This is a genomic window from Pseudomonas gregormendelii, from assembly GCF_017114825.1.
Taxonomy (GTDB): Bacteria; Pseudomonadota; Gammaproteobacteria; order Pseudomonadales; family Pseudomonadaceae; genus Aquipseudomonas; species Aquipseudomonas gregormendelii.
In genome coordinates, this window is sequence record NZ_JADEVO010000054.1 from 1 (window position 1) to 26170 (window position 26170).

Annotated in this window: 28 protein-coding genes and 1 pseudogene; 11 read left to right on the top strand and 18 right to left on the bottom strand. The window is 51.9% G+C overall.

Annotated elements, in window-relative coordinates; translation table 11 throughout:
* Window positions 1-265: 265 nt before the first annotated feature.
* Window positions 266-715: an antitoxin Xre/MbcA/ParS toxin-binding domain-containing protein gene (locus IMW75_RS24750; RefSeq protein WP_205894026.1), complete on the bottom strand. Its 450-nt coding sequence runs from the start codon at window positions 713-715 to the stop codon at window positions 266-268.
* A 207-nt stretch (window positions 716-922) separates the two neighbouring features.
* Between IMW75_RS24750 and IMW75_RS24755 the strand changes: the two genes are divergently transcribed.
* Together IMW75_RS24755 and IMW75_RS24760 are read left to right on the top strand one after the other, a co-directional pair.
* On the top strand, window positions 923-1162 hold the full coding sequence (locus IMW75_RS24755; RefSeq protein ID WP_205894027.1) for a hypothetical protein: 240 nt from the start codon (window positions 923-925) through the stop codon (window positions 1160-1162).
* 169 nt (window positions 1163-1331) lie between these two features.
* Window positions 1332-1928: an MbcA/ParS/Xre antitoxin family protein gene (locus IMW75_RS24760; RefSeq protein WP_205894028.1), complete on the top strand. Its 597-nt coding sequence runs from the start codon at window positions 1332-1334 to the stop codon at window positions 1926-1928.
* 96 nt (window positions 1929-2024) lie between these two features.
* Here IMW75_RS24760 and IMW75_RS24765 read toward each other — a convergent pair whose 3' ends face one another.
* From IMW75_RS24765 to IMW75_RS24780, 4 genes are all read right to left on the bottom strand, one after another.
* Window positions 2025-3023: an SLAC1 anion channel family protein gene (locus IMW75_RS24765; RefSeq protein WP_205894029.1), complete on the bottom strand. Its 999-nt coding sequence runs from the start codon at window positions 3021-3023 to the stop codon at window positions 2025-2027.
* A gap of 740 nt (window positions 3024-3763) precedes the next feature.
* Complete coding sequence (locus tag IMW75_RS24770; RefSeq protein WP_205894030.1) at window positions 3764-4027, bottom strand: DUF2790 domain-containing protein; 264 nt, start codon at window positions 4025-4027, stop codon at window positions 3764-3766.
* A gap of 437 nt (window positions 4028-4464) precedes the next feature.
* A complete protein-coding gene (gene grxC, locus IMW75_RS24775) occupies window positions 4465-4716 on the bottom strand; it encodes a glutaredoxin 3 (protein ID WP_205894031.1) in 252 nt (83 codons plus the stop codon).
* Between the two features lie 27 nt (window positions 4717-4743).
* Window positions 4744-5262, bottom strand: a complete 519-nt coding sequence (locus IMW75_RS24780; RefSeq protein ID WP_205894032.1) for a carboxymuconolactone decarboxylase family protein — start codon at window positions 5260-5262, stop codon at window positions 4744-4746.
* A 128-nt stretch (window positions 5263-5390) separates the two neighbouring features.
* On the opposite strand from IMW75_RS24780, the gene IMW75_RS24785 reads away from it, so the two are divergent.
* A complete protein-coding gene (locus tag IMW75_RS24785) occupies window positions 5391-6209 on the top strand; it encodes an AraC family transcriptional regulator (RefSeq protein WP_205894033.1) in 819 nt (272 codons plus the stop codon).
* A 209-nt stretch (window positions 6210-6418) separates the two neighbouring features.
* Here the strand turns inward: IMW75_RS24785 and IMW75_RS24790 are convergent, their stop codons facing one another.
* Window positions 6419-6724, bottom strand: a complete 306-nt coding sequence (locus IMW75_RS24790) for a helix-turn-helix domain-containing protein (protein WP_205894034.1) — start codon at window positions 6722-6724, stop codon at window positions 6419-6421.
* A gap of 151 nt (window positions 6725-6875) precedes the next feature.
* Between IMW75_RS24790 and IMW75_RS24795 the strand changes: the two genes are divergently transcribed.
* Window positions 6876-7814, top strand: a complete 939-nt coding sequence (locus IMW75_RS24795) for a hypothetical protein (protein ID WP_205894035.1) — start codon at window positions 6876-6878, stop codon at window positions 7812-7814.
* 36 nt (window positions 7815-7850) lie between these two features.
* A complete protein-coding gene (locus tag IMW75_RS24800; RefSeq protein ID WP_205894036.1) occupies window positions 7851-8294 on the top strand; it encodes a hypothetical protein in 444 nt (147 codons plus the stop codon).
* Window positions 8295-8877: 583 nt separating this feature from the next.
* Here IMW75_RS24800 and herA read toward each other — a convergent pair.
* From herA to IMW75_RS24815, 3 genes are all read right to left on the bottom strand, one after another.
* Window positions 8878-10734 (bottom strand): anti-phage-associated helicase HerA, encoded by a 1857-nt coding sequence (herA, locus tag IMW75_RS24805; protein WP_205894037.1) that lies wholly within the window; start codon window positions 10732-10734, stop codon window positions 8878-8880.
* A complete protein-coding gene (locus IMW75_RS24810; RefSeq protein ID WP_237142330.1) occupies window positions 10731-12035 on the bottom strand; it encodes an SIR2 family anti-phage-associated protein in 1305 nt (434 codons plus the stop codon). The genes herA and IMW75_RS24810 overlap by 4 nt, the downstream gene beginning before the upstream one ends.
* 842 nt (window positions 12036-12877) lie before the next feature.
* Window positions 12878-13423, bottom strand: a complete 546-nt coding sequence (locus tag IMW75_RS24815) for a hypothetical protein (protein ID WP_205894038.1) — start codon at window positions 13421-13423, stop codon at window positions 12878-12880.
* Window positions 13424-13672: 249 nt separating this feature from the next.
* Here IMW75_RS24815 and IMW75_RS27215 point away from each other — a divergent pair.
* The 3 genes and pseudogenes from IMW75_RS27215 to msrA form a co-directional block, all read left to right on the top strand.
* Window positions 13673-13933, top strand: a pseudogene (locus tag IMW75_RS27215) (peptide-methionine (S)-S-oxide reductase MsrA); the annotation flags it as partial.
* A 91-nt stretch (window positions 13934-14024) separates the two neighbouring features.
* Window positions 14025-14180 (top strand): homocysteine S-methyltransferase family protein, encoded by a 156-nt coding sequence (locus IMW75_RS27220; protein ID WP_336512443.1) that lies wholly within the window; start codon window positions 14025-14027, stop codon window positions 14178-14180.
* Window positions 14173-14640 carry a peptide-methionine (S)-S-oxide reductase MsrA gene (msrA, locus tag IMW75_RS24825; protein WP_205894039.1) on the top strand — a complete coding sequence of 156 codons (468 nt, stop codon included), beginning with the start codon at window positions 14173-14175 and terminating at the stop codon, window positions 14638-14640. The genes IMW75_RS27220 and msrA overlap by 8 nt, the downstream gene beginning before the upstream one ends.
* 108 nt (window positions 14641-14748) lie before the next feature.
* Here the strand turns inward: msrA and IMW75_RS24830 are convergent, their stop codons facing one another.
* From IMW75_RS24830 to IMW75_RS24840, 3 genes are all read right to left on the bottom strand, one after another.
* A complete protein-coding gene (locus tag IMW75_RS24830) occupies window positions 14749-15675 on the bottom strand; it encodes a MurR/RpiR family transcriptional regulator (RefSeq protein ID WP_205894050.1) in 927 nt (308 codons plus the stop codon).
* Window positions 15676-15744: 69 nt separating this feature from the next.
* Complete coding sequence (locus IMW75_RS24835; protein WP_205894040.1) at window positions 15745-16857, bottom strand: succinylglutamate desuccinylase/aspartoacylase family protein; 1113 nt, start codon at window positions 16855-16857, stop codon at window positions 15745-15747.
* Between the two features lie 58 nt (window positions 16858-16915).
* Window positions 16916-17692 carry an ABC transporter substrate-binding protein gene (locus IMW75_RS24840; RefSeq protein WP_205894041.1) on the bottom strand — a complete coding sequence of 259 codons (777 nt, stop codon included), beginning with the start codon at window positions 17690-17692 and terminating at the stop codon, window positions 16916-16918.
* A 340-nt stretch (window positions 17693-18032) separates the two neighbouring features.
* Here IMW75_RS24840 and IMW75_RS24845 point away from each other — a divergent pair, with 340 nt between their 5' ends.
* From IMW75_RS24845 to IMW75_RS24855, 3 genes are all read left to right on the top strand, one after another.
* The gene (locus IMW75_RS24845) at window positions 18033-19748 is read left to right on the top strand and encodes a cyanophycinase (RefSeq protein ID WP_336512444.1); all 1716 of its coding nucleotides are present in this window, start codon (window positions 18033-18035) and stop codon (window positions 19746-19748) included.
* Window positions 19749-19805: 57 nt separating this feature from the next.
* Window positions 19806-20201 (top strand): hypothetical protein, encoded by a 396-nt coding sequence (locus IMW75_RS24850; protein ID WP_205894042.1) that lies wholly within the window; start codon window positions 19806-19808, stop codon window positions 20199-20201.
* 981 nt (window positions 20202-21182) lie between these two features.
* A complete protein-coding gene (locus IMW75_RS24855; RefSeq protein ID WP_205894043.1) occupies window positions 21183-21542 on the top strand; it encodes a hypothetical protein in 360 nt (119 codons plus the stop codon).
* A gap of 359 nt (window positions 21543-21901) precedes the next feature.
* Here IMW75_RS24855 and IMW75_RS24860 read toward each other — a convergent pair whose 3' ends face one another.
* The 6 genes from IMW75_RS24860 to IMW75_RS24885 all read right to left on the bottom strand — a co-directional run bounded on the left by IMW75_RS24860 (window position 21902) and on the right by IMW75_RS24885 (window position 26124).
* Window positions 21902-22852: a GCN5 family acetyltransferase gene (locus tag IMW75_RS24860; RefSeq protein WP_205894044.1), complete on the bottom strand. Its 951-nt coding sequence runs from the start codon at window positions 22850-22852 to the stop codon at window positions 21902-21904.
* A 198-nt stretch (window positions 22853-23050) separates the two neighbouring features.
* A complete protein-coding gene (locus tag IMW75_RS24865; RefSeq protein ID WP_205894045.1) occupies window positions 23051-23302 on the bottom strand; it encodes a hypothetical protein in 252 nt (83 codons plus the stop codon).
* 271 nt (window positions 23303-23573) lie between these two features.
* Window positions 23574-23867 (bottom strand): hypothetical protein, encoded by a 294-nt coding sequence (locus IMW75_RS24870; protein WP_205894046.1) that lies wholly within the window; start codon window positions 23865-23867, stop codon window positions 23574-23576.
* Window positions 23868-24129: 262 nt separating this feature from the next.
* Complete coding sequence (locus IMW75_RS24875) at window positions 24130-24525, bottom strand: hypothetical protein (RefSeq protein WP_205894047.1); 396 nt, start codon at window positions 24523-24525, stop codon at window positions 24130-24132.
* Window positions 24526-24542: 17 nt separating this feature from the next.
* Window positions 24543-24782 carry a hypothetical protein gene (locus tag IMW75_RS24880; RefSeq protein ID WP_205894048.1) on the bottom strand — a complete coding sequence of 80 codons (240 nt, stop codon included), beginning with the start codon at window positions 24780-24782 and terminating at the stop codon, window positions 24543-24545.
* A 241-nt stretch (window positions 24783-25023) separates the two neighbouring features.
* The gene (locus tag IMW75_RS24885) at window positions 25024-26124 is read right to left on the bottom strand and encodes an RNA ligase (RefSeq protein WP_205894049.1); all 1101 of its coding nucleotides are present in this window, start codon (window positions 26122-26124) and stop codon (window positions 25024-25026) included.
* Window positions 26125-26170 lie beyond the last annotated feature (46 nt).

The window sequence follows — 26170 nt, forward strand, 5'->3', positions numbered from 1 at the left end:
ATAGGAACGGCGTGTTGGCTGCATGAAATACCCGCTTGAAAGGCTAGAACTGGTGCCCACTTAAATTTAAGTGCACACCATGTCCTGGCGTTGCGGGGTTGGGTAGATGACTTGGCCGGACGCATACGCTGCGAGGAGGCATTCATCATGCGTCAGACGTTGAGAGCGTTTCCGCTAAAGGAAAACTCTCTAAAGCGTGATGAGCGAGTAAAATAGGACTTGGTTCTGTGGTGCCGCTTGGACTGACATTTGCTTCAACGCGGTGCTATATCCCCACGCCGTTTTCGATCTTCCAAATCAACGCTTCTACGATGCCTATCCCCGCAAACGTCGAAAGCAGGCTTATTGGAGCCATGTGATCCAGTGCCCGATTCGGTCTGGAAAGCCACTCCAAAGTCTCGAACTTATCACCCTCGAATAATCCTAGCGCCTCTCGCAAGACCAATGCTTGGCTAAGCGCATAATCGCTTTCATCGACGCTGAGTCGTTGCGTCCTCCGCCATCGGTATTGGACCGAAGCAGGAATATTCAGCAAGTCGAGGAGTTTGTGGGAGGCAATGCCAAACATGCATGCCAAGTCATCATAAAAGCTGCCGTCTATCTGACTGTTTATGAGGTGAGCGGAAGCGGTCGGGTCAGATGCAAGCGCGAGCGCTTCAAAGAAACCTTTTGATGGTTGCCGCCCCTTCGCAGCGTCTCCAATTCGGTCTGGCATGATTCGCTCTCCGCATCGTTTTCGGCAGAGTATCCGACAGTAGTCGATGCACTCCAGTGGCTTGGTTAAGCGAGCTGAGCAAGGAGTTATGAGACCGATATCGGGATCGAATCGAGCACGCGCTGAATCCTGAAAGCGGCGTACGTCCACATTGAGAACGTACCGAATGCCTACTATAGTAGTCTGTGCTAACTCCGGAGACATAGCATGTTCGAAACCCACGCGCAGGCTCGATTACAGAATCCGTTTTTCGTTTTAGAGGAAGGGGCGCAACGTTCGGCCTACATCTCATTAACGTCTAGTGATGAATGGTTTTTCGTGACATACGAGACGGTGGACGAAAAAATTTCCTCACAGCAACAATTCATGGTTTCGACCGTCCGTCCCTCCTGGCTTTATCGTTTAGAGATGGACCCGAGCAATTTATCCACCAGGTACAACTGGTAACGCCACCTTGGTTGAACAGTAAAGGGGGGTGGTCGATGGATCAGCTTTGCGCGATTTATGCAGTAGACGAGCGAGTAGTCTGCTATGAATTGGTGAGTGGGGAGATTTATCCATCTGAACTGCGGGAGCAGTCCCGCGAACTGTTGTGGTCCAAGGAGTCGAGGACTAATTGAATAATTTCATCGAAAGGCATCTTGCAGTTCAGTACCGCACTCTGCTCTTTCCGAGAGACTTCTATGGAGAGGCAACCTTCGGTTTTGAATGCAATGATGGTTGGGCTGATGTCATCGAAGCGACTCTGTGGCTGGTTCAGCAACGTGCAAAGGTGAGCGCGCTCGACGTGAGGATCACGCAGGCGAAAGAAAAGTTCGGTCAGCTCAGGATTTATCATAGTGGAGGTGACGAGAGCATCGATGCCGCTTTCGATATCGCGGAGCTAGTATCAGGTTGTGTTTGTGAAATGTGCGGGATGCCAGGAGGGGTGAAAAGTGTTGAGGGGTGGCTTCAGGCTCGCTGTAGCCAACACTCGGCGCCGGGGCAACTAGTTAGGGTTGAAAGCCCGAAAAGTAACGAAAACTACATCGCCAGCTACGTGGAAGCCGTAGACATGATTTGGTCGTTTTTCGGAACAGGCGCAGTGCATTGGGTACAGGAAGAAGGTATTGCTTTTGCAGGACGGACGCCGTGCGAAATGCTGGCGACGGAAGAGGGAAGCCAAGCAATTTCTCTCCTGCTCAAACGCCTTGAGCACGGGGTTGGGGTGTGACGGTGAAATTGGTTAGAGCGACATTTGTGACTGCGCCAGCCTCAGGGGACTGACGCATTGCGACACGGAGTTGAGAGGTCGAACTTTTTACTCCCATCAACTGCTGAGCGTTCTTAGTTCCCCGCGGGCGATGCCCAGTAAAGTCCGTAAGAGCAACGCTAGAATTACGATGGATGCAAAGCCCAAGAAGAAAATAGCGATGCCATCTGCATACCCGTTTTGAGCATGCTCTGCGTATCGCAACGCGGCAGTGGAAGACGCGGCAATCGGAAAGCTAACCGCCCACCAAGAGGTGCGGAAAGGACAGCACCCGCGCAATTTCCAGAGACGCCCTACTAACACCGCGAACATGAAAATCATCAACATGAACAACGCTTCTGCAAACGCATCAACCTGCCCAACCGTGGTGACATAGGCAGAAAAGCCAACGGCGAATGGCCCGACCAAAATCATCAATGATGGCGTTTGCGCGTCTGGCATTGCCTCTGCGAACATCATCCTTGAAAAGATCATCGTGAATAGTGGCACGGCGAAGAATAAACCGATTGAAAGTGCGAAAATCATCACTCCATGCATCGATTGGAAATGCAGCGCTGGAACCGCAAGCGGTATATCAATCATGCCGACGACAGGGACGATCCATGCAGGAGTCGCATGCGTTATCTGTTGGCGCACGCTCATCCATCGACTGACAATCAGCCAGGCGAAGATCGTCATTCCTAATGCGCCGGTGACCCACACCGCTCGCGCCAATGCCAAGTCCAGATCAGCCAGCAAGATAGGCAGTAGCAGAAGGCTGATCAAAGGTGTCGCGAATAGACCTCCGGCGATAGGGTGATTGAATTCAGCCTTGACTGCGTCAAAGCTACTCCGCAGCTTGATGGCGTAACCCGCAACCAGGGCTATAAAACCCAATATGGCGACGTAGCCGATGCAATCCCCCAACCACTGAGGTGCACCAAAATAGGCATGCGCCATACGCCATCCCACAGCCAAGCCGCTGAGGCCCATGATAGAGCCGAACAGAGTGACTGGTAGGTAGCCCAGCGCTCCGATGTTGGCTTCGATATCTCGTGGATTTACAACCGTGCTCATACCCTAATTCTCTAAGTGTTCGACGAATCGTGTTGGGATATTTGTGAAGCCTTCCAGCATTTTCCGGATTTCTCACCCGGGAATCGAAGTGATTCCATAGATATAAAAGATCCATGATTCCATGATGCCGTTTATGTCCGCGCCTTTGCAGAAAGGGCAGGAATAGCGAAATTTTTAGGGGCGGTACTACTCTCATCCGCAGTTTCGTCTACCACTCATCAGCCCTGACATCGGTGAATCGTATGGCCGGAAAATCCTTCCTGGAATTTGCGTGTTCGCTGGGTGTCGTCTGGACCACATTCGTGTGGAGCGTCTCCCAGTTTTTCCGAAGCGAGGCGCGGATTTATCCGACAAGTGAGCGGGTGGTGATATACCTCAGCCGATAGCAAGAATCAGCTAGCCCAACTCTTGTGGTGAGCGCCTCCCACCAACACGCGCAGCACTGTTCTCCGACGGCTTACTTCACCATTCAGCTCTCCATAAGTGTCCGAACCCTACAGCTTCCACAATCGCGACGTGCGCACCGGCACCGTGGGATGCCCCTAACTGCGGCCGAGCGAGGACGGGATTGGATTCGACGACTTAGAGGTAACGATAAGAGTCGTATCCATGGATCAAACATTGATGTTCACAACGCAGTGTGCGAATTTTTGAGGCGGTGATAGAAAGATATGAGCCAGTCATCGCGCATTGAAGGAGCAAGCGGAGACCTCGCCACCGTGCTCGGTGTGCGAAAGTAATCAGCCGCCTTGGTTATCGCATTCTGCGAATTTGCGGTAATCAAGTACCTTCTGGTTGCCGCTGGAGTCGAGGTAGGTCATGCGTGCATCGACGATGCCGCAGTTTCCGTTGCCGTTGTCTACGATGGAGATCACTTTCTTTATATCCAGGTGTGCATCTTGCGTTGTTGATGAGGATTCTGCTTGCGCGTCCGCATGCGCCGCCAGAGCTGAAAAATTCAGAACAGCAAAAAGGCTGGCGGCAAATAGGTTTTTCCAATTCATGATTCTTTACTCGGTTAGTAATTGGGTTTTCTGCGAGGCAAGTCTTCGTGCCTCTATGGAACCCATTAAACCGGCCGGAGGTATCTACGCTGTGTCCCAAAGATGCTCGGACTGGGGAGAAACGTGTCAAAGGGGGATTTAGATACATACGGGTACAAATCGCTAGATGGTGAAACCTGCAAATGTCCACTCGCTGAAAGTGTTCTGCTGCGGCCGGAATTGGCGTTGTCCGTCGCCTGCGCAAACCAAGATCAAACGCCTTTTTTGCCGTGACGCTGAGCGAGTCGTTGCCTTAAATTTCTTCAACATCTGAGCGAAATCACTATCGACATTTCCACGATGGGCAAACACAGAGGATCACCGTAGAGCATTTGGTGGCAGCTCCTCGCAACCTTCGTAGCCTGTTCATGTCTCTAGCCGGAACCGAATACTTGACCTCAGGCTAGCATCGGCATCAAACCGCCTTGGCGATCTAACTTGGCCAAGTCATCAAAGCCGCCAATGTAAGCGTCATCGATAAATATCTGCGGCACGGTGCGGCGTCCACTACGGTTGATCATTTCTTCACGCTTACCCGGGTGGGCCTGAATGTCGATCTCTTTCATCCTCACGCCCTTACTGCCCAGCAAGTGTTTCGCGTTGCGGCAGTAAGGACATGTTTGTGTGGTGTACAGAGTCACAGTTTTCATGGTGGATTCCCTGTTTTTGGCGCCTAATCAGGCTTCGATGGCTGGGAAGTCGATGTCCGTCAATGCGACGTTGTTGAGGTAGTTGGTCAGCGTCTGCGAAGCCACGAGCGCTATCACCTCAATGATCTTGGCATCGGTAATACCGGCGGCGCGCGCTTCCGCGATCTGTTCGTTGGTCAGATGACCACGGCTTTCGGTGATTTGTTTGGCGAGTCGTGCGAAGGCGTCGAGCTTTCCTTCACGGGCGCTGAGTATTTCAGTATTTTTGTAACCCGCTTTGCTGGCGAACAGGGTGTGTGCAGCCAAGCAGTAGTCGCAGCCGTTAGCTTGAGAGGTGGCGAGAAAAATTGATTCCTTTTCCAGATCGCTAAGAGACGTTTTGCTCAGCGCAGTGGAGTTTTGCGTGTAGCTGTTTAGCACAGCAGGCGCGAGGGCAAGTACACGGAATACGTTAGGCAAAAAGCCGATTTTCTTTTGTACGCCTTCCAAAGTAGGACGGGTGGCGTCGTTAGCGTGTTCTAGGTTAAGCGGGGCAATGCGAGACATGGTGATACTCCGATAAGCGAAGCGCTATGTGCGCTGTGTTGAGTGGATCTTAAAGATTTATCTGGCGTGTTGGATTCTAAAAATCCAAAATAGGCGACTGATAGTCCAAATCAGCAGGGGGATAGATCTTGGATCGTTTATCGACATTGCTGACGCATTTCGGTGTCAACGCCGGCACCTTTCACAGCGGTGCTTTTTGCGGCATCACGGCTTTTGATGGCAGCCAAACAGTCGGGCATATGCACCTGCTCCAAGCTGGTGAGGTTCAACTAAAGCTGGCCGATGAGCGAGAGCTGCACATCACTCAACCTACCCTTATCTTTTTCCCCCGGCCCTACCGCCATCGTTTATCCGCCCACGAAGGATCCGGCGCGCAGTTGGTCTGCGCGTCGGTAGAGTTCAATGGGGGCTCGGGCAACGCTCTCGTCACAGCATTGCCGGATTACATAGTACTAAAGCTGGATGAAATACCGACGCTGGCCAGCACGTTGGAGTGGTTGTTCAGTGAGGCCTTCGAAGGCACGTGCGGTCGAGAGGCGGTAATGGATCGGTTGTTTGAGCTGTTGGTAATTTTGCTGCTTCGCCACATCCTGGCCAGTGGTAATCAACAACCCGGGATGATGGCTGGATTAGCCGATACGCGTCTGGCGCGGGCTCTGAACCTCATGCATGCTGAACCTGCCAAAGCTTGGAGTGTGGCCGAGCTTTCGGCAGCGGCCAATATGTCACGGGCTAGCTTTGCTGATCACTTCAAACGAATTGTCGGCCAGTCACCGGTTGATTATTTGGTGAGCTGGCGGATTAGTCTGGCGCAGAAACTTTTACGAGAGGGCAAGCCCGTAGCACTTATTGCCGAAAAGGTGGGATATGAAAGTCCTTCGGCACTCGCACGGGCGTTCCGTCGAAAAACCGGCGTCAGCCCACGAGAGTGGAAAGATGAAAGCTAGCCAGTAGTCCGATGCTCGCCTTGCGTCGCATTGAGGGATTAATGGCATGATAAACCGGCATAGGGCGCTGAGCTGGCCCCGCGGAAAACTCAGCTTGCTCTGCTGGGCTAAACGAGTCGATGGAATGTGGATAGCCTGATAGGAGTCGGGGAGGCGTTAGAGCAGCTTTGCAACGACCTTATTTAGGTACGGACTGGTCGTGTAAGCCCTTACTCCAACCCTTGGAGCAACTTCATTAAACGATTTTTAGCAGCCTCGCTAAGCCGGTGATACTGCTCCAGCAACTCGGCCTCATCATCCCGACACGCGTAGAAATAGGCCGCAGGCAAACCCAACTCCGTGGCCACGCGTTGAATCAGCTCCGGGTCCGGAGTGCGTTTTCCGAGTTCGTACCTATTCATCCTAGTACTAGCGGACGCCGGCTCCAGACCAATTCGTATGCCAAGCTCTTCTTGCGAGAGCTTGGCACGTAAGCGCGCTTGCTTAAGTCGAATGGATAGCGTGGTGCTGGTCATAACGTCTTCTAGAAAATCAGAGACGTCATGGTGCGTTTTGCCGCTTCCCTAAATACTACCGATTTGGTAGTTTTGGCCCGCGATGGCAAATCAGTGGCGCGCAAGGCCGCGATTCTTCCGTTATTCAAAAAATCTCATAGGGATATCTTTCATGGTCGTGGGCCAGAAACTGATGGTAATTCGCGGGCTGAGTGCGCTTGTTGTGCCAGTCGCGAGCGTGTTATTGGCAGGCTGCGGAGGTGGAAATGAGCCGCCGAAAGTCAAAAATGCGGAAGCTGTACAAGCAACGGAAAAAACCACGTCAGTTGATATCAAAACAGCTGATCAGGCCGTGATTCAGCAGCTCGCCCAAGAGAACGCCCCCAAGGCGGTGACCTTCCGGAACCCGGGTCTGAGCGAGCTGGAGAACTATCTCGATGCCAAGCAGCCCATGACCGCTTTCAATCTTTACAACGCCAAACGGGATTGGAAAGAAACGCCAGAAGACATCGCTGACTCGATCGCTGATGCGTTCAATGTTCGTAAGGTAAATCCAGAACTCTATCGGCTGGCCTCCGCGAGACATTCCGAACAGGATTCGTTCAAGAAGAAAGACCTCACTGGGCAATTGGGCATCCTCGTGGGCGAGGAGGCGGATAAAGCCAAAGCTAATAATTTAGTGAAATTGAGTGGTGACGATTGGACGCCGATTTCCCTCAGCTCCTACGATTCTGATGCTAAGGGCTTCCGTATCGACAACTGCCTTTTCTCGGACAAGGTCGAGTACACCGATGAAGAAAAGCGCAGCGCGACATCAATGTCGAGGGCAGGGCCACTTCGCTGCTACCTGAATCCAGGTCCAACGAGCTATTACATTGGTTTTCAAGGTGGTTCTAGCGTCCTGTTAGACGTTGCTGATGAGGCCCTCGCTCGTAAGATCGAAGCCTCAAAAGAAACCATAAAGATCGATATTTATGGGTACGTGAAATCAGTCGAGCGCGAGCGCTTTGCGGGTGAATTTGGCCCTCAAAGATTTGTCTTCATTGGCCCACAACGCATTGATCTCAAAGACGGTGCTACCGGCAAAATTATTTTCACCAAGAACATTTAATATCAATCAAAAAGTCTTCGCGAAGGCGGTACGACTATGGCACTTGTAATTCTCGACGGCGTCATTCAGGAAATTGGATTTGGGTCTTATGTCGACGGGCAGAGAGTTATTTCATTCGTAAAGATAAACGGCGTACGTGCGAAAAACGTCGTATGTGATGATTACATGAGGTCATTTTTAGTAGTGGGGAGAAAGGTCAAGCTAGCGCTGGTTCGGCGTCTGCTGGGAGCTAACGTTCTCTATTCTGCTCAGTTAGAAGACGGTGAAATAGTCTGTAAGGATAAGGCGCTACCAGTCGTCCAAACGATGATGATTGGCCTTGGCTTTACGCTGTTGCTAAGCCCGATTTTCATAGCAATAGTGCGAGCAACGGGTTCGATCTTGGTTTCGCTGATAATATTATTGGGAGTAGGCATGAGCGTTGCTTATTTCGTGATGAGAGATCACTTCAAAGCAAGGAAGGTTTTCAGCCAGAAATAAGTTTTGCCTTCGTGTGGTTACCTGTTCACTGGAGCGTGGTTAGACAAAGTCGACCAAGCTCCGTTTTCCTTGCCTAAATTTCCGTCTTCAACTGCCCTGGCCGAAGCTCAAGACGCAAGATGCTCACCGGTGTTCGCGCGGGCATTCCGAAACTACGACGGAGGTGAACTCTGTAAGAAGGTCGCTATGGCGTCGGTAAAACGTTATGAGCATGATCGGCGTAGTGCAAGATGACCGCTGACGATGCCGCAAGGGAAGCTCACAGTCTACCATGACAGGCGAAATGGGCAACGATTGTCTGAGTTCCATGGGCAGCCCAGCAGAACGGCCAAGTGGAACAGCACCAGAAGAACGAGAGCTTCAGCTGCTGCATCATGCACGAAGCGATGACGGGCAATCACTAATCAGCTTTAGGCGCCCACCACGCCAAGTTCAGGGCACCCGCACAGCCGGGTCAGCTATAGATCGACTGATGCTCAAAGATCAAGATACGTCTAATGCGGCCATCGCCCGACTCCCAGCGCAACCTGCTCAGATTATGGGTGCAAAGAGGTAGGAGTAGAGAGGTAAGACCGGGCTGCTGCTAGAACGGCACATCATCGTCATATGCAGGTTCTGGTGGCGGTTCGTTCCATGGAAGCGGCATTGGTGGAGCCTGAGCCGGAGGAGGTGCTGGTGGCGGAGGTGGCGGCGCGTCAGGCATTCTGATTGCCCAGCCACTGAAGTCAGCGTCACCTGAATGTGGCGTAGGGGACGCGTCAGCAGCACGAATCAGTGTTGGCATAGCAATGCTTCCGCCGAAAACAATAGCGGTCTGCCTTGGCAAGCCCGCAATACGACGGATTTCTCGCCGATCAGCCCACTCGCTGGCTGACTGAATCGCTGCCAAGTCTTTTTCAGATGTCAGCCTGAAGGAGACCCAGTTGTTGCACTGCGAGAGAACTGTAGGGGATATCTCTGATGGCCTCTGTGTACTCAACCAAAGCGCAAGGCCAAACTTCCGGCCTTCTTTTGCGAGCCGTTCATATGCAAGCGAGTTTTCACCTGCATCGTCGCCGGCACCGATAGGGCGTAGATAATGGTGTGCCTCCTCCAGAACGAGCAGGGTTGGGATTTTGTTTTCCTGCCCTCTCCGAAAAAGCTCGTAGGCGTAAAGCTCTAAAAGTGACCCGAGGATGAACGGGGTCAGATCGTGGGATAGATGCCGCAGGTTTATTATGTGTACCCGCCATGGCACATCCTGACCGCCAAAGATCTGCTCCACCAGGTTAGTGGATTCATGCGCCCAATTGAGCGAAGTCCCAGTCCCTGCCCCACCATCTACATCCACGACAGAGCGAAACATGGGATCTTCAGCGAATCGATTGATCCTGGTGATCAGTGGCGAAACGTTCGAATAGCTAAAGGCATTTCTCTCTGCCCCATTTCTCTGAGAGGGTTGTATCCCGTGGCTTTCAGCTACGAGTGCCGCGAGAGCGGCCATATGAGGCCACACTGTAGCTACGCCAGCTTGGCCATTGCGGAGCTGCTGAATCCGCCTATCAGCATCAGTGGCTCCTCCCTGTCGGCAATCGTCGAACAGGAAGGGCGCTGTGTCATTTGCCAAACCAGCCCCATCGAGTTGTGGAAACCAGCGGACTTGGTGTAGGTGCTCCAGTGCGAATGTTAGCGCTGGCCGCTGTGTTTTTTCGCTAGGAATTAAAAGCCTGTTGAGGCCGTGCCGCCCCAGTGCATAGTACGGAATTTTAAAGCTGCCCGGTCCCGGTCCTCCAACGGTCGTGCATTTCACGGCACCATCTGGAAGCTCTGGGACGTTGAGCGCAGCTTCGTACTCACCGTTGATATCGAAGACAACAATCCGCGCACGGGGTAGTTTCACTATTTGCTGGAGCACCGCTGCTGTGAAGCAGCTCTTACCCTGGCCCGAACTGCCCAGAACGGCGACATGCCTAGAGATCAAATTCTTGAGCCCCACCTTCAAGCTGCCGCCCCCACGTAAGTCATTACCCAGCTTGATCGGAACATCGTCCTCATCGTCAGAGCACAGGATTGCGGCCAGCTCCTCCGTGCTAAGAGGGAAGGCCTCAGCCCCAAGCGGAGGGGTTGCGAGTGAGTCGCTGGTAAAGCGCGCCTTACCTTCTTCCCTCGACAGCCGTCCAACGACAGCACCTGAAATGTTACGCAGCGGCTCAGTTTGATGGGTGCTGGAACCTATCCCCAGTCGATGGGCCTCGCGAGGCTCGTCGAAGCTGAGGGAGACAACCTTCATTACCAAAGCCCGACTTCCTGCATCCAGCACCAAAAGGCTACCGACCTCCGTCACTGAGGATATCCCTTGGCCATGCGATGCTAATTGACCTCGGTGCATATCAAGCAAATTGAGGGTGACATCTGAGCCTTCGATTCTGACCACATAGCCGACAGGAAGGCGCCCTCTCATTGCCCAATCCTCGGTGCTGCTGCCTCGCCTTGAAGGTCTCTCGGTTCCCTCAAAGCCTTCTCGAATTTGCGCATGTCCTCGTCGTATATGAGAGGGTCAGGCAGATGACGCGCGAGCGAATCAATGTAAGCGTGAGAGGAACCACCACCCACCACAGTGATGCGTGGGTTCTTCAGGGAAAGTAATTTTCGCAATGCCGGGGGCAAACTCTGATCAGCCGGGTCACCGTTAAACCCCGAAGAGTAGATGACCAATTGGAGCGTGGGATTGAGCAAAGCCGACCTAATCAGCCGATTGATATGCTCATCCCCAAACCCGTAGCCACATAAGATCAAGCAGCTCTGCGGTTTGGACATGAACTCTGCAAACCTGCGAAAAAGCTCACCTAGAACGTAGCCGATGGTGTCCATGTATTTCGCTGCCCTCGGCATCACCATCAGCCCCAGGTCCTCGCCGTCCCGCTCGGCCATGAACGCTTCAATGCGTTGATGGGCAAGCGGCGCAGACAACTCAAATACCTGGCCGCACTCCTGCTTCCAGGTCAATGACCCGTGCAGTTTTGCCAGATAAATGTTGTAGACGCCGAATCTAGCTTCTCCCCTGGCTTGAGTGTTTCGGAAGCCAAGGTCGAAGCTCTGTGGGGAAAAGCGCCGGGTGTGAGTGCCCAAGAAGCCATTTGAGACTTGAAGATCAATGGATTCGGCTGCCCACTCGATAGCCAGGTCGTAATTTGTGGTGAACACCCAAGGGGATGACTGGCCTGGTTGACGAGCCGAAACCAGCTTCTGAAGAATTGTCCGTTGGCTTGCGAGACCATCGTCGTCTGACTCAACGCCACTGGGTGAAAGCCACCACTCCTGCCGGAGCAGGGCAGCGCTGACAACGGTTCTGAAAAGTGCTGCCTTCACCTTTTTCAGGTCGCTTAAGTTTTCCTCCAACTCCCGCTCGCCTGGCGCGTATTCAATCGGATCATCTCCGAACATGCCCATCTGCCGAGTCCAGTCGGACAAGGCGATTTCGAGGCTATCGATTAGATACTCGAAGTTGGGTGCAACGGGTCTTGGAAGCGTGGTGGCGTCCTCGCGAATGAATCCATGCTTAACCATCCAGGCAGCGTCTCCTGGACATTCCGTTACAAATCTAGTCCAAAGCACGATCATCGTAAGGCCACCAGCCGCAACTGATGCGCCGGCGCCTAGAAGGAGGCCGATGTTTTCTAGTCTCAGGAGCGAAGCGAGATGTGCCTCAAGCTCCGTTTCATCCGCTAAAGCAGAACCGCCACGAATTGCTGCAAAAGGCATCCTGACCTCCGAAAAAGCGCTGATCCGGCCCACAGAAGCCCCATGCAGCTCAAGGCGTGGACGGCTTAAGGTAGGCTACTGAATTGCCATCACACTGTCCACGTCGCTTTAGATATTGGAAATCGGTGCTGAGGCCGAGATCAACATCTGCCAAAAGGGTTGGGCTCCAAAGTAATCAGCTGATCCCGCCGCTATCGCGTTCAATGATCGCTTAGTTGCTGCTTCCCTTAGCACGACAGCCAGGATCATCGCGCGCGTCATGAACTCACAAGGCACTCATAAACAAGTTCATAGATTTTCTGCGCGAGCAATTCTTCATAGGGGATTCTGAAGCCACTGACTGCCATCCCCTCGCTGTTCCAGAGACCACCGTCAGAAGTATCGGTGTAAATCCACCAGATCGAATGCCCCTTCACCACGGAAAACCAATTCGAGTAGCCAGACGGTAGACTCTCTCGCAGCAAGGGTGTTGCTTGTCTCTCTTTAGCCTCTGACCAAGTACGCCACCTGCTGACCTTCTCGCCAGTCTGAGTTATGTGCTTTTGTATACTGCTGCGCGTGTGCATCAAGCCTTCCCACGTTGTGCAAGCACTCTGACTGGCGAACTGTATACCAGATCGAGCAACCTACGATCGTCTGCGCTACCGACACCGAGCCTTTAATAGGGCGGCCATTACATTGTCGATCGCACGTTCGCTTTGGTAAGCGTCTTATGATGGGGCCAAGAAGATACTGTGAGAAAAAATTGCACTGATCCATTCTTCAGGAATGCTTTGTTGCCGCTTCAACCACTCGAATTCATCTCGGAAATGCTACAAGCCGCGAACAGGTCGTAAGTAACCTCAAGCTACTGGGAAAACGGCCAGTTGAAGTTCAGCCCGTCCTTTTGTATGGGCCTCAAGAGAGGCGTCTGCCTTAATGGCGTCGGTGAATCGCTGCATAGCGGCCACCCACTGCTCCAACAGCTCAATGCACTGAACTACGACCACATCGTCTGGTGTGAGACCTAATTTTGGTAGCTTCGAGTGGACCTCGGTCAGTACCTCTGCCTGTGGCTTGCGAGGTCCGACGGAATAAAAGATTTGCTTCGCTTTTCCGTCGCGGAACAGTTTTGACTCTGAGGAACCGGTATGGAGAAATCCGCATCGCGCTGCGTAAAGGTCAATGGCGTTAAGGGAAACTGAGCCTGCTGGTAGCAGGTAGTCGTCCACCCAACGTATGAAGTCATTACGGGTGTGGTCGATATTGGCGCTCGTAAGCCAAGCCATTTTATCAATTGAACTGAACACCAAAGCCAGTGCGTGCGTATCACAGCTGCTCTGAGTCAGGACTGTTACGGCATGCATGTCGGATTTGATGGTGTTCCAAACTGCACTAGGGATAGGCATGAAGATTCCTTGGAAAATTGTTTTGCGTCCCGGCGGTTCGCCGAAAGAGCTTTGGAATTACTCGGGACGCTGGTGTTGGAGCACCACTCCACTGCCGCTTATCGAGCATTTTCGCGGGAAATTTCGACCGATACGATTCTGTTTATTTATACAGTGTTGGTGTTTCATTTACTTCCTCCTCGTTCATCGTCGTAGGAATGGCGTTGCTATCCCCTCTGATCGCCTCGCGAAGATCCAGCCCGTGTCGGGATGATATCCATATCAGAGATCACCATAGCGAACCGCCTGGCAGGTCGGCTAGTTAACCCGAAGTCTGGGCGCAGTGCGGTCGCCATCCACACCCTATTGGATGAAGCTGGCAAGGCGCCGCGATTGCGATCCACAGAATCGGTCGCTGACGCGGTACGGGGGGCGGTCGAGTTGGGGGCAACGATGGTGCTGTTCAATTGCAGCCAGCCGGAAGTGATGGCGGCGGCATTGGTTGAGGCCCGAGGTGTTGTTCAGAACCTAGGCCGAGCCATAGAGCTTGGGGTTTACGCTAACGCGTTCCCTCCCGTCAGTACCAAGGCCAAGGCCAATAGCACGCTGCTGGAAATTCGTCGTGATCTGGGGGCCGAGGTCTTACCTACATTGGTCCAGATCCTGGGTCGCGGCAGGTGCCAGCATCGTTGGTGGATGCTGCGGCATCGGGCCGGAACACATTGCGCAGTTACATCTGCATTTATTGCCACACACAGAGGTTGTGGAACATGAGTGATCTTCAACAAGATACGGTTGTGGAGCAGGCGACGTTTGGCGCTGGCTGTTTTTGGGGCGCTGAAGCGTCATTCAGGGCGTTGCCAGGCGTGCTCGACAGTCGTGTCGGTTTTGCACGATCGGCAGGAGGGGAAGCTGCGTTGATTGAAGTGGTACAGGTCGACTTCGATGCCCGAGTGATTCCCTACAGTCGTCTGATTGAGCATTTCTGGACGCTGCATGATCCGACCTCGGTCGACCGTCAGGGCGCAGATGTCGGGGTGAAATACCGTTCAGCTTTGTTTTTTAGCAATGCTCAGCAGGCCCACTTAGCGCTTGTAGCCAAACAGCAATTAGATGCCTCGGGACATTTAAGTAAGCCGGTGGCCACAGTGATTGTGCCGCTGGGTGAATTTCAGCTGGCGGATGAAGATCAGCAGCGATATCTCGAAAAGCACGGTGGCAGCAGTTGCTCCATCTAAATGTCCACAATTAGACTGATTTAAAGGAAAAAAGCGCCACAGATTGATTCTTTGGTGCTTTTTTTACCATGTATATGCTGAAGTTGAGCTAGCCCGCTCTCGCAGGCGTTACCGACTAAGCGGTCTTCTCTTGGCTTTTGGTTTGCTATTTGCAGAAACATGCAGGTAGGACAGCACACTTTCAGTCAGCTCAGCAGAAAGCCTGACTGCTTCCTTGTTTCGCGTCATGACGGCGGCGACCAACCCCTCAATCAATGCTAAAACAGCCGAGTTTGAGCTGATCAGTACTGGATGGTTGGCCGCCGCAAACAGCGTGTTATGCGCGATGTTGGCCAAAGGCGATGCTGGCGAGTCAGTGATGGCTAGCACTGTGGCTTTCTGTTCTTTGGCAAACCTCGCTAATTGCAGTGTGTCCTGGGAATAGCGAGGCAGCGAGATTGCAAGCAGCACGTCGGCGGGCGTGATGGAGGCCAATCGATAGGCTGCGTTCTCGTTGCCTCCTTCCATACTGATTGCCTGCGCATCAGCGATGAAGGGAATCAGATTGGAGGCTGCCAATCCTGCCATATACGCGCTGTTTCCAAAACCAAGAATGTAAATCTTGCGCGCCTGAATCACGGCACTGACAAAAGCTTCGAAGACCTCTGAAGGATTGTTGGTGTTTGTGGTGCTCAGGTTGCTGGTTGCGATTTGAAGTTGTTCGGTCAGGCCGAATTCGCCCGAGGGCCGATGGGCCATCTCATTGCGCAATTTGTCGACGGGCGAAACCATGTCCTGCAAGGTCGCAACCAGTTCGACCTTCAATTGCGTGTAGCCCTTCAGGCCTATGGCGCGAGCAAGCCGATTGACCGCGGCCGGTGAAGTCATAGACTCCTGGGCCAGCTCTTCGATGGTCAGAGTCGCGGCCTTCAGTGGATGACGCAGGATAAAGTCAGCCACTTTGCGCAGTGAAGGTTGTAAATCCGGTGCAGCCTCGGCGAGGTTACGCATGATGGGCGCTGCATAAACGGTGGCATTGCGAGGAGGTTGGAGCATAAGTTGGGCCGGCCTGTCGATCAGTTGCCCCAGTGTATCTGAAGCGAGCGAAATCACGGGAGTGCCGCCTCAATCGGTCAAGAGGCGCCCATGACGAATGGGGTCGCTGCCTGTGACCTTGGCTAGCCAAAGGCCGGGTTGAGCAAACCGCAGGCGCTCACGGGCATAGAGCACGCCGTTGGTGGTAGCACATACGCGTGTATGGCGGTCAGTGACTGGATCGAAGACTTCAAAGAGCGCGTCCCCTTTGTTTACCCGTGCACCCAATGGTTCCAGGAATGAAACGACCCCTGCGTGTGGTGCATAAGCATACTGCGCCCCTGCAAATGGCGTGGCTTCACAGTACGAGGGGGGCACTTTTGGCCATTCGCCGCTGATCATCTTCAGGTCGCCCAGGTACGCCAGAATGGCTTCTGCATGAGCTTGGGCAGCGACGTGACCGGTGTCCGCCATACCGCCCAGTTCTATGGTCGTCGCCATGCAAGCCATCGGAATGGATGCGTCTGGAAACTGCCTGGCCAACTGGAGCCAAGGGGCGGAGCACGCTTCGTCAAAGGAGTCGCCACCGGCCGCTTCGGCCAGTAAAGCCGCGCCGGCGCCGAGGCGGTTTGCCAATGGTTCAAGTGAGTCCCAAAGCTGTGGCAGGCTATAAAGCAGAAGAATGGACTCAAAGTCGCAATGCAGATCAAGCACCACATCAGCATCACAGGCGTGAGTCAACAAAAGGCGTTGCAACCCTTCAAGCGCTGAGTTCGCTTGAGGTAGCTCGTTTAGCACTTCGTGCATGGCTGCTCGAATGACCGCCACATTATCCTTGGACTTTCCGCTCAGGCGCGCGCTAACCCGAGCAGCCACCGTTTCCCCGAGTGAGGGAAAATCCCGATTGAAATTTTTGCCGCTGGCAAAGTCGAATCGCCCCTGATGAGTGGCTTGAAACATCTGTGACAACCCGATGGGATTTGCCACCGGAACCAGTTCAATCGTCGCGTTCAGCCGACCTTCTTGCTCCAGCTCGCGTAAGCGCTTTTTCAGCTCGACCGCAACGCGCATGCCTGGCAATTCATCCGCGTGCAGCGATGCCTGAATGTAGGCTTTGCGAGGGCCGCTACCAAAACGAAAAACCGACAGACGTCGTTCGATACCCGGGCTGCCCCAAGGCAGCAAGTGCTCAATGTGTTCCATGGAAAGTTCCTGAAGAAGGCAAGCAGGAGTCGTTGAAACACAACCCCTGCGGAAGTGATCAGCCGCCGTAGATGTCGTAGTTGAAATACTTGTTCTGAATCTTCTGGTAAGTGCCGTCTGCGCGAACGGCGTCGATGGCGGCATTGAGTTTTTCAGCGGTTGCAGAATCGCCTTTGCGTACCGCAATTCCCGCGCCGTTACCGAAGTATTTGTTATCGGTGAAGTCCGGGCCCGCCAAGGCGAAACCCTTGCCTGCGTCGGTTTTGATGAAGCCTTCATCGATGTTGACGATGTCGGCAAGGGTGGCGTCCAGGCGTCCGGAGGCCAGGTCCAGGAAAGCTTCACCCTGGGAGCCGTAGCGCACGACTTCAATACCTGCCGCGGCGAATTTGTCACTGGCATAGCGATCGTAGGTAGACGCGCGCTGAACGCCCACCCGCTTGCCTTTGAGGTCAACCAGCGGGTCGTTTACGACAGTGCCGGCCTTCATCGCGAGCTTGCCAGGGGTATGGTAGTACTTTTTGCTGAAATCGACCGATTTAAGACGATCGGGCGTGATCGACATGGAGGAGAGAATCGCGTCGATCTTGCGTACCTTGAGCGATGGAATCAAACCGTCGAACTGCTGTTCAGTCCATACACATTTGACCGCCATTTTCTCGCATAGCGCATTGCCGATGTCGTAGTCGAAACCGGTAATGGCGCCGTCTGCTGTCTTGGACGCGAAGGGTGGATAGGCCGCTTCGATACCGATGCGCAGTGTCTGTTCTTCTGCCATCGCGAATGCGCTCATGGCAGTCAGCGCCACGGCGCCGAGAAGTGTGATTGTTTTCATTGTGCGACTCCTTATAGCGAATATCAGGGGTAAGTAGAACGGGCCGGTGAGTACGTATGGCGCTTGACTTGAATCGGGAATCGCCATGGCAGCAATGAAACAATTAATTTCATTAAATGTAAAACCAGAAAATAATAGAATCATGCCGAATCGTGAAAAATTGATGTTGTGAGTTATATAAGGTGTTGAAATAAAACGATTAAATTAATCTTTTTGGATGAATTTGGTTTTTTAAAGCTCAGATCATGGGCCTTGATCGGCCAAAAAATGCGGCGTATAAGATTTCAATTTGTATCAGTCTGATAGAAAAATTTTCAGGTCGGCGCCGTCAGGATCGTCTGTGAAGCCATTGATGTTCTCCCCACAAAAAGAGCAAATGCGGATGAGCAAAGTGAGAAAGGGCAGGGTGTTGGTCGCGTTGGCTATCGCTTCTTCAGCGACGTCGGTGCTAGCGGATGGTCATTTACTGGCGGTGGGGGGCATGCTGAGGGCTAGCAATTTGCCCGTGTATCACAAATTCGTGGATCTGGCGGGCGGGTCTGGTGCGGCCAGGATTGTGATTTTCCCCACCGCCAGCGGCAGCCTGGGTTCAAGCAAACGCTTTCAAACCGAGCTAGTGGCATTGGGCGTGCCGGCTTCTCAGGTCACGATTGCGTCGATCGATAGCAAAAACTACACCCAAACCATGAATGACCCCGAGGCCGTCAGGCCGATTACCGAGGCAAGTGCCGTATGGTTTGTGGGCGGCGATCAAGCGCGTATTGCCAAAGCGCTGTTTAACGCCGATGGAAGTGAGTCACTGGCGATGCAAGCCGTGCGCAAAGTGTATGAGCAGGGTGGAGTCATTGGCGGCACGAGCGCGGGCGCCAGTATTCTCGGCGCACAGATGCCGACGGCGTATGGGGTGGTCATGGACACGCTCGACTTTGGTGTTGCGAAGTCCGCCGGGCAGCGTGGTGCGGCATTGCTCAAAGGCTCTGGCTTGTTCAAGGCCGGGATCATCGATCAACACCTGGATCAGCTGGAGGAGACCAGTACCGGGCGAACGGCGCGGATGGCCAGTTATCTGGTCGGCGACCAGCGCGCCAAGGGCTTTGGATTGGATACCAACACAGCCATGTGGGTGAAGCCTGACGGTCAGATCGAGGTCATTGGCGAAGGCTATTTGACGGTGATGGACGCCAGCCATGCGACCAGGCAGTTCGGCGTCTACGGCACTGAACTGCATAACGTGAAGCTCGCGATGCTGGGCAACGGCGATCACTACAACCCTTCGACAAATGCGGTCTCACCGGCTGAGGGCAAAGAGGTCATCAAGCCAGGCGATGAGTATCTCGTGGGTAACCAATTGATCACAGACTTATCGGCCGTGGCGGCGATGCGCAGGGCAGTGCTTTACGGTCTGGCGGACAACACTGCCAGTCGTCAGACGGGATTGATGACTCGGTACAATCCGTCCAATGGGTATCATTACGGCTACCGCTTTGATTTTACCAAGGCCCCAGGCTTTGTTGCTCACAGCAAGACTTATGATTCATTGACCAACTACACCGCGCAGGGCGTGAGTCTGGACGTCACCCCAGTTGACGCATGGTTGAGGCCTGCGCAAAAAAGCCTGCCCACCGATATCCCGGCGAATCAGGCATCCGCTGCGGTGCGCGCGGTGGTTTTTCGCGGGCTGATGACCTGCAACGAGGCCAATGCCTTTGAGCCGGCCCGTGCCATTACCCGGGGAGAGTTAGCCAACACGTTGCAGATGACGTTGGCCGGTGAGCTGAAGGTCGACAAGCGAGCTGTCTTCACTGACCTGTCGGCGAATTCCCCTTTGTTTGATCAAGCCGAGATTGTGGTTTCCAATGGCTGGATGAAAAGCGGACCTGCGTTCGAAGCGAACAAGCCGGTAACCCAGGAAGAGTGGGTTGAAGTCGCCAAGGTTTTGGTTGCTCAAGGTCGCGTCACAACGGTGGTGCCTGAGTCGAGTAAAGCGTCGACCGTACGCCGTGATGAAGTGGCCGAACTGATCGCCCATGCCTACGGCCTTGGAGACAAAGCTTGAAGTCGTCTGTTTTTCGGCCGAGCAGCGCATGTGTGCTGACTGAATGAACTGATTCTGATGCCCCTCGACCAGATTGAGATTTTCGCGCTCTCTAACCTGTTTGCTGGTGAAGAAATAGGTTCGGCTTCTGCAAAAAGTGATAACCCAATGTTTCGAGTGATTGCGCGCGAGAAAACCAACGCGGGCTTTTACTCGATCATTGAGTGTTCGCTAGACGGGCAATGGGCAAATGAAGTCAGGGAGCGGTGCTGGACATTCGATCATGCTTCGCTGAGTCAACGGGGCGTCTTTGTCTGCTGGTCCGAGGAAAACCGGACACTATGTCTGGAAGCGTTCAGTTGTTCGGGCGGATGGCCTTCGGAGTTGTTGCCCAAGCAAATTGTGTCACGCGGTCTGTGCTTGGAATCAAGACCCGAAGAAACCATTGGATATTTAAAGATCCCGGTGACGTAATCATAGTTCCAACATAAAACGGCAGCCACTTCAATGTGGGTAAAGCCATTTTTCGGTGAGTGCCGTATTGCCGTATTACGGATGGATCAAGTTACACACTGACCGCGCTATTCAGCACTGAGAAACATCTTTTGCAAACTCTACCCCTGCCGCACTCGGTAGCGGAGTGCGGCGCCCGACTGAACTCGCTTACTTCGCTTCAGTCTTATTTAATTCCTGTGTGTCATAGGCCCGTTGTCCAAACTTTCAATTCACTATGTTGACCTTATGGCAATGCTCGCACTCGATATCGACCAAATGCCTGTCGTTATCGGGTACGAAGTCCATCTTTAACCCGCAGTACGCGCAATCCGATATTCCCCACTCCTTGTTTTCGCAATCACTCATAAAAAACGCCTCAAAATGACGCGTTAAGCGTCGTCCGAATTCCCACTTCAACCAATTGAGGCCACCCATGATTGCGATCGCCATCGGCCCCCAAAACACACTACGTGTGAGCAAGTACGACGTTCACCTTTCCGTCTCGGTTCTCCGCAGCCGGCCTGCGACCCACCTTGAACCTTGAGGCGTAGAACGCCGGGACGAAGAAATCGGTTCGTATACTGAGTGGAGCCGATGTCACCGAGGGAGCTGCCGAGGTTGCTGAAACGGCAGGAACGCCCACGCTGACCAGTAAGGGCGGGCGTTGAGTGTGCCGTTCGTAGAGCGCCGGATCATCTCCCTCTGAACATTCATCGCTACTTTTGCAAAGATATTTTTTGCGCTCAATCTCAATACAGCTTCGTTTGGAAGCTTATTAATGAGTTTTAATGCTTTGTGTAAACCAATGAGTTTGATTTTTTTGTTCGACGTATTCCGTGCTCTAAGTATCCCCCAAAGTGGAATAACTTTGTTTGAAAAAATATATACAATATTGAGTTAAGCACGTAATTATCGCGTTTAATATGTTATAATTAGTTATAAGCTATTGAGAGATAAATAATGTGGAATTTGCGGGATAAAATTGGAGCATATAAATCGGCGGAAGAGTTTATCGCTAAAAATGCTGACTCAAAGTTCGTCGTAGATTTCTACGAAACGAATGACAAAGGCGGCGGGGCATTCGTGGATCGCAAGCGAATTACTGGTCGAATCTACGCTGCGGGGAAAATGCGCTCGCCCATCTGGATCTTCGTTTTGAAGGAAGACAATGGCAGGGCTACTGCACGCATCGCGGGTACTCGAAGTGAAGTGATGACCTCGGTCGAGAAAATGAAGCAGCTTTTACTCGATAACGACATGTTGATTGAGCAGACCGTCGTTTGTACCTCAAGGCAAGAAATCAACAGTGTCGCCGCCTGAGACATTCAACCTGCCTAAGGCAGAAAGGGGCCAGGGCTACTCGCCTTGAATCCGCGGGCCGACTTCAGCGACAGCTGGCCATCGAACTCACTCACGCATCTCAGCTCAAACGCTCCTACCGAATTTAAAGCGCCTGCTTTTGCCGAACTCAGCAGCAATGCGTAAGCACTCGGCAGCAGATCGCTCGTTCAAAGCCCCACGTTCTTCTTCACTGAGGCCACACAGGATCTCTAGCTTCCGCGCACCATCAGCCTGCTTCTTCTGAATCAGCTCAGGAATGCTCAAGGATTCACCTGGGAGAATCTGCACGCTGCACCTCACTGCATCTGGAAACCAAGACACTACCACCCCACCATGCCCTAGATTTCGTCCGACAGATAGGTGAGTCGCCGAGTGGTAAGACGCTCCGTGTTGCCCTTGATTTCGATGATGGCGTTGTTCTCGGAGTTGATGAATGCACCAGCAAAAATCGGGTGAAATTTGTCATGGGTGAACTCGACTTTCTCAAGGTCTAGGTCGGCTATAGTCCCGGCGAGATAATCAGGAAGACGAATCTGCTCGTTATAGTCATGAACGCCATCCATCCCAGGCAATGAAAAAATGAAATTTGGCAGGTTCGGGTCAAAAGGCTTGTCGTGGGTGGTTCGAAGCAGTTGGAAGTAAACGTATCCAAGATCAAAGGCCAGCTGGTTGTACCGATCAAAAATCGCGTCTCGGTCACTGATCCAACGGATGTGTTTCGGGGATTTGATAAGATCGAGTTGCGCAAATACTCCAGCTGCCAAAGCTGACGTGATGTGTACTTGCCGAGCCAGACCGGAGCTGAAGTTCTTTTTCTTCATGTCCTTCGCGAATTCAGCGAGGCTCGCGTCAATACGTTTGAAATAGGGCGCGCTGGCTGGTGAATTCGAAGCCCACAAAGCTACCAAACTACGCATGTCAGGTATGAAATCAGACATGTTTTCGTCAGAAATGTAGTGACGCAGAAGCTTGGATTCGCGATCAACAACATGGGTTATGCTGAAGCAGACGGGGCAATTGAGATACTGGATCAACCCCTCTGAAGCAGTCCGCGTGGACTTGATGTCGCTGGGTGCAACGGCGGCAATGTATTCACAGATCGCAGCATCGGTGTCGTGCTGTAGATTGATTACGAACGCGAGCGTGTCGTTGGCTTTCTCTTTGTTGCCAATGGCATAGTCCGAGTACACGTTCCAAGCCGCACCCGATGGAATATCACTAAACCAAGCATCCATATCCATGGCGATGGTGCGGTACGAATTATTGAGAAGCTGCAAGAGTTGATACATCGCGTCTCCATGTGCAGAGGCAGTAGTTAGCTAGGCCGCGATGGAGTCCTGGCCTGATCGACCGCAGCACGCCATTCGATCAAATGAGGAATGAGGTAGGTCAGCGTGAAATTCCCAGCCTCGCAGATGGAAGTCAGTGTATTAGCTCAATCAAATAGACGGGTAGCTGCTTATGCTTGATATCTTCTGCACTCACGTTCATTCGTGGAAACCGATCTGATTCAGGAATTCGCGGTGAGCGGGCGTATCGCCAATGACGTGTAGAATCGAGATAACGTCATAGCCGCCACCCGTGTAATGAAATTCCGCTTTTTGACCCTCGCGATCTGTTGGGTGTTTATGCACCAATGTATGAGTCATAAAAAACAGATACTCAGGCTTCATCTGACCATTGCCTAAGCGACTTTCTCGTTCCGTATAGTGGGCTTCAATACGAACACTTTCGATCATGCGATCTCTATTCCGATGAAATTTATATTCACAAGCAGCATACAAATTTGGGCTCTTTTCAAGCTCTGCGCTATTAAAGTCCGTATATATTTTAAGGTTTTTCAGCATTTGTTGTTTTCGCCAATATAGATTCGGTGAGTAATTACATTATATCGAACTTAAATGTCAAAAACAATTGACATCTTCAATGTTATTGGCTAGGTATTTGCGCGCAAGTCGAGCGAGACCATATGCTGCCATCGCTCTATATCTGTAAATATATTTAAGGCAATTATCTGGCGCAGGCCAACGTATTCATAATGTAAGCCTTCGACCTTTCAACGATGGCGAGCTTTGTATCTCGATCAATTAGGCAGTCCTCAAGAGAGTTCTCAATGAGGGCGATAATTCTGAAGTCATACCAGCCGTTCGATCTGGCACAGTCGATAAAGCCTGTCCAGTCAATAGATGCACCAGCAGCAAACAGATGATCAAGTGCCACATCAAGAGGTAGACCGTGGGTTGCTTTGAGTTCGAACAGTTTTTTGCCTGGATAAACTTTTGTGGAGTGTTCTATTTGATTCATCTTTCGCCCCTGTTTTTTATAGTGCTAAATACAGTATAACGAACTTTTTTGAAAGCGGAACAAGGGCTGAGTAGTTACTCTCTAATTGCGATAGAACAAATGCTAATAACGTCAATAAATTGCAGGTGAATTTGATTTCAATTATTTTTTGGCAACAACCCATCCTGTTGTCATCAAACACAAGCAGCCGGAGTTGAGCCACACCCGGTTGCTGCTGGAGGGCTCCAGGCAGCGGGTTTGGACTTAGAGTGGTATGGCTTTGTCAGGCGCAGTAAAGGTGAAGCATGTATGACATTGCAAATGAATTTAAGTCAGATTGGGTAGTATCAAGTGCTGGATCTACACTCATGATTATGAATTCATTACTCGCCAGGAATACATTGAAAGATCCACAAATATCGGGATGGGCGATTTGGAACTTAACCTCATGTCCTTTTGTATAATCATCTCTCGTGTATATTTTGTGAGAGATCAATTCAAATATCTTGGGATTCCATCTTTGGTGTTTTTTGCTAGGAAACATATTGATGAATTGATTTTTGATTTCTATGGCGACTAAATTTCCAGCGCTTGCTGCTGAGAGCATTAAAACTAAACTTTTATTTAATTCACATCTGCTCAAATTCGTAGTTATGTCGGTCAATTTTTCCGTGTGCATCGTAGATATCCTTAAAGTTAGTTTGCGAAATTTTGCCTTGGTCTTTTTAGTACGAAATAATCTTCGTGAAACTGCTGAATAAACTGCTCGTAGCGTGGCTCAAGGTTTGAAGGGAGGAAGAGCCTGGTTTTGCCTTTAAAATCGTAAACTGAAAAGCTTAAGTTCAGCTCGGGATTCTCAGTATCAATCACTCTGTAGCTATATAAGCTGACGTTATTTCTGCCCTTGCTATCGTCTTGCACGTAAATATTTAGCATGTTGCATTCCTGACTTTGTTTCGGCTTATTTACATTATAACTAACTAAAACGGCTTTGTCTTATTAAATGGCAATGTATATGCGATATTTTTCAACTTTTTGTTGCCAAATTCTGTAACTACGAGATTTGTCACTAGAACAGAAAGTGACGAGGGGATTGGAGCAGGAGGTATCCTATTTGCCGACTGCTGGAGTCCGGGCATTACTTCCAGCAAATCAGAAAATACATAGTAATGTAAATTTAAGCAGAATGTTCAGCAAATGCCTCAGTTAACGCTCCATTACCCAAGTTTCGGAAACCAAAATCCTGCTTAAGACGACTGCGGGAATACCATTCGATGAGGGTTACCTCTTTGCCCTGGTAGCGCTGCATAGCTAAACCGAACAGCGGGTGTCCATTGTTGGCAATCGCAAAGCCTTTTCGGCAAAGGTGGCGACCCTTTTCGTAGATCTCATCTACCTCATCCATAATGGCTGACAGGATGTTTTTAAGACGTGATTCAACCTCGTTAACACCCTTAAGATCGATCCCAACCTCTCCCAAGGCGCCTTTCACATCGTCCAACTCCTCATTCAAGGCAAGACGGGCGATGTCCCGTTCCCTCATCATAGAGACGCTATTATGCAGGCGCTGATACCAAGGGCACTTGAGCTTCACCATGTCGCCATTCTTGAACTGGATCACATAGCCCTCTTGGCCCTGCATGAGATCCAGAGAATTCATAGCGTGTGACAGCGATAATCCATCGAATCGCGCAACCATGGGCACATTGAAGCGGTCAATCAGCGCGTGAATAGGGTGGCCTGGATCGAGCATGACGTACTGGCCTGACGTGTTATCTCGAACGTGCAGCAAACGCAGAGCAGGGCGATCCTGCGCGACAACAATTTGGGCCTCAGGGTGTGTGATCTCGAAGATCGCTGTCATCCCATTGCTGGCAACATTCTGGGCGAAAGACTTGATGTGTTCATTCTCTGGCTGCTCAAGGAACGTAATCGTCAGCTTTACCACTTCAGAATCGAACGACTTCTTTGAGCGCCAATGCAGGCCTCCATCTACCCAGGCTGTCGCAATCATGCTGCCGTCAAGCTTTTCAAAAACCGCCGCAATGTCGTCCCGTCCAAGCAGCATGTTTGGAGCTAGCCATTGCTTCTCACCTACGTTGAAGAACTTATGCAGTGGTCTAGAGATGATTTGGCCGTTGCGGTCAAACGCGATTCCACGGCATTCAAGCGCCTCCGCAGAATTGAAGGTGCCTGAGTGTTGGCGCTGATTGAAAACTGACCCACCCTGCCGATTGAAAATTGACCCAGGACGGATTGCTGATTTCTGTCCCAGCAATTGTGGATAAGTTTAGCAGCAGTGCTCCGGTTCGAGACGCATCAAG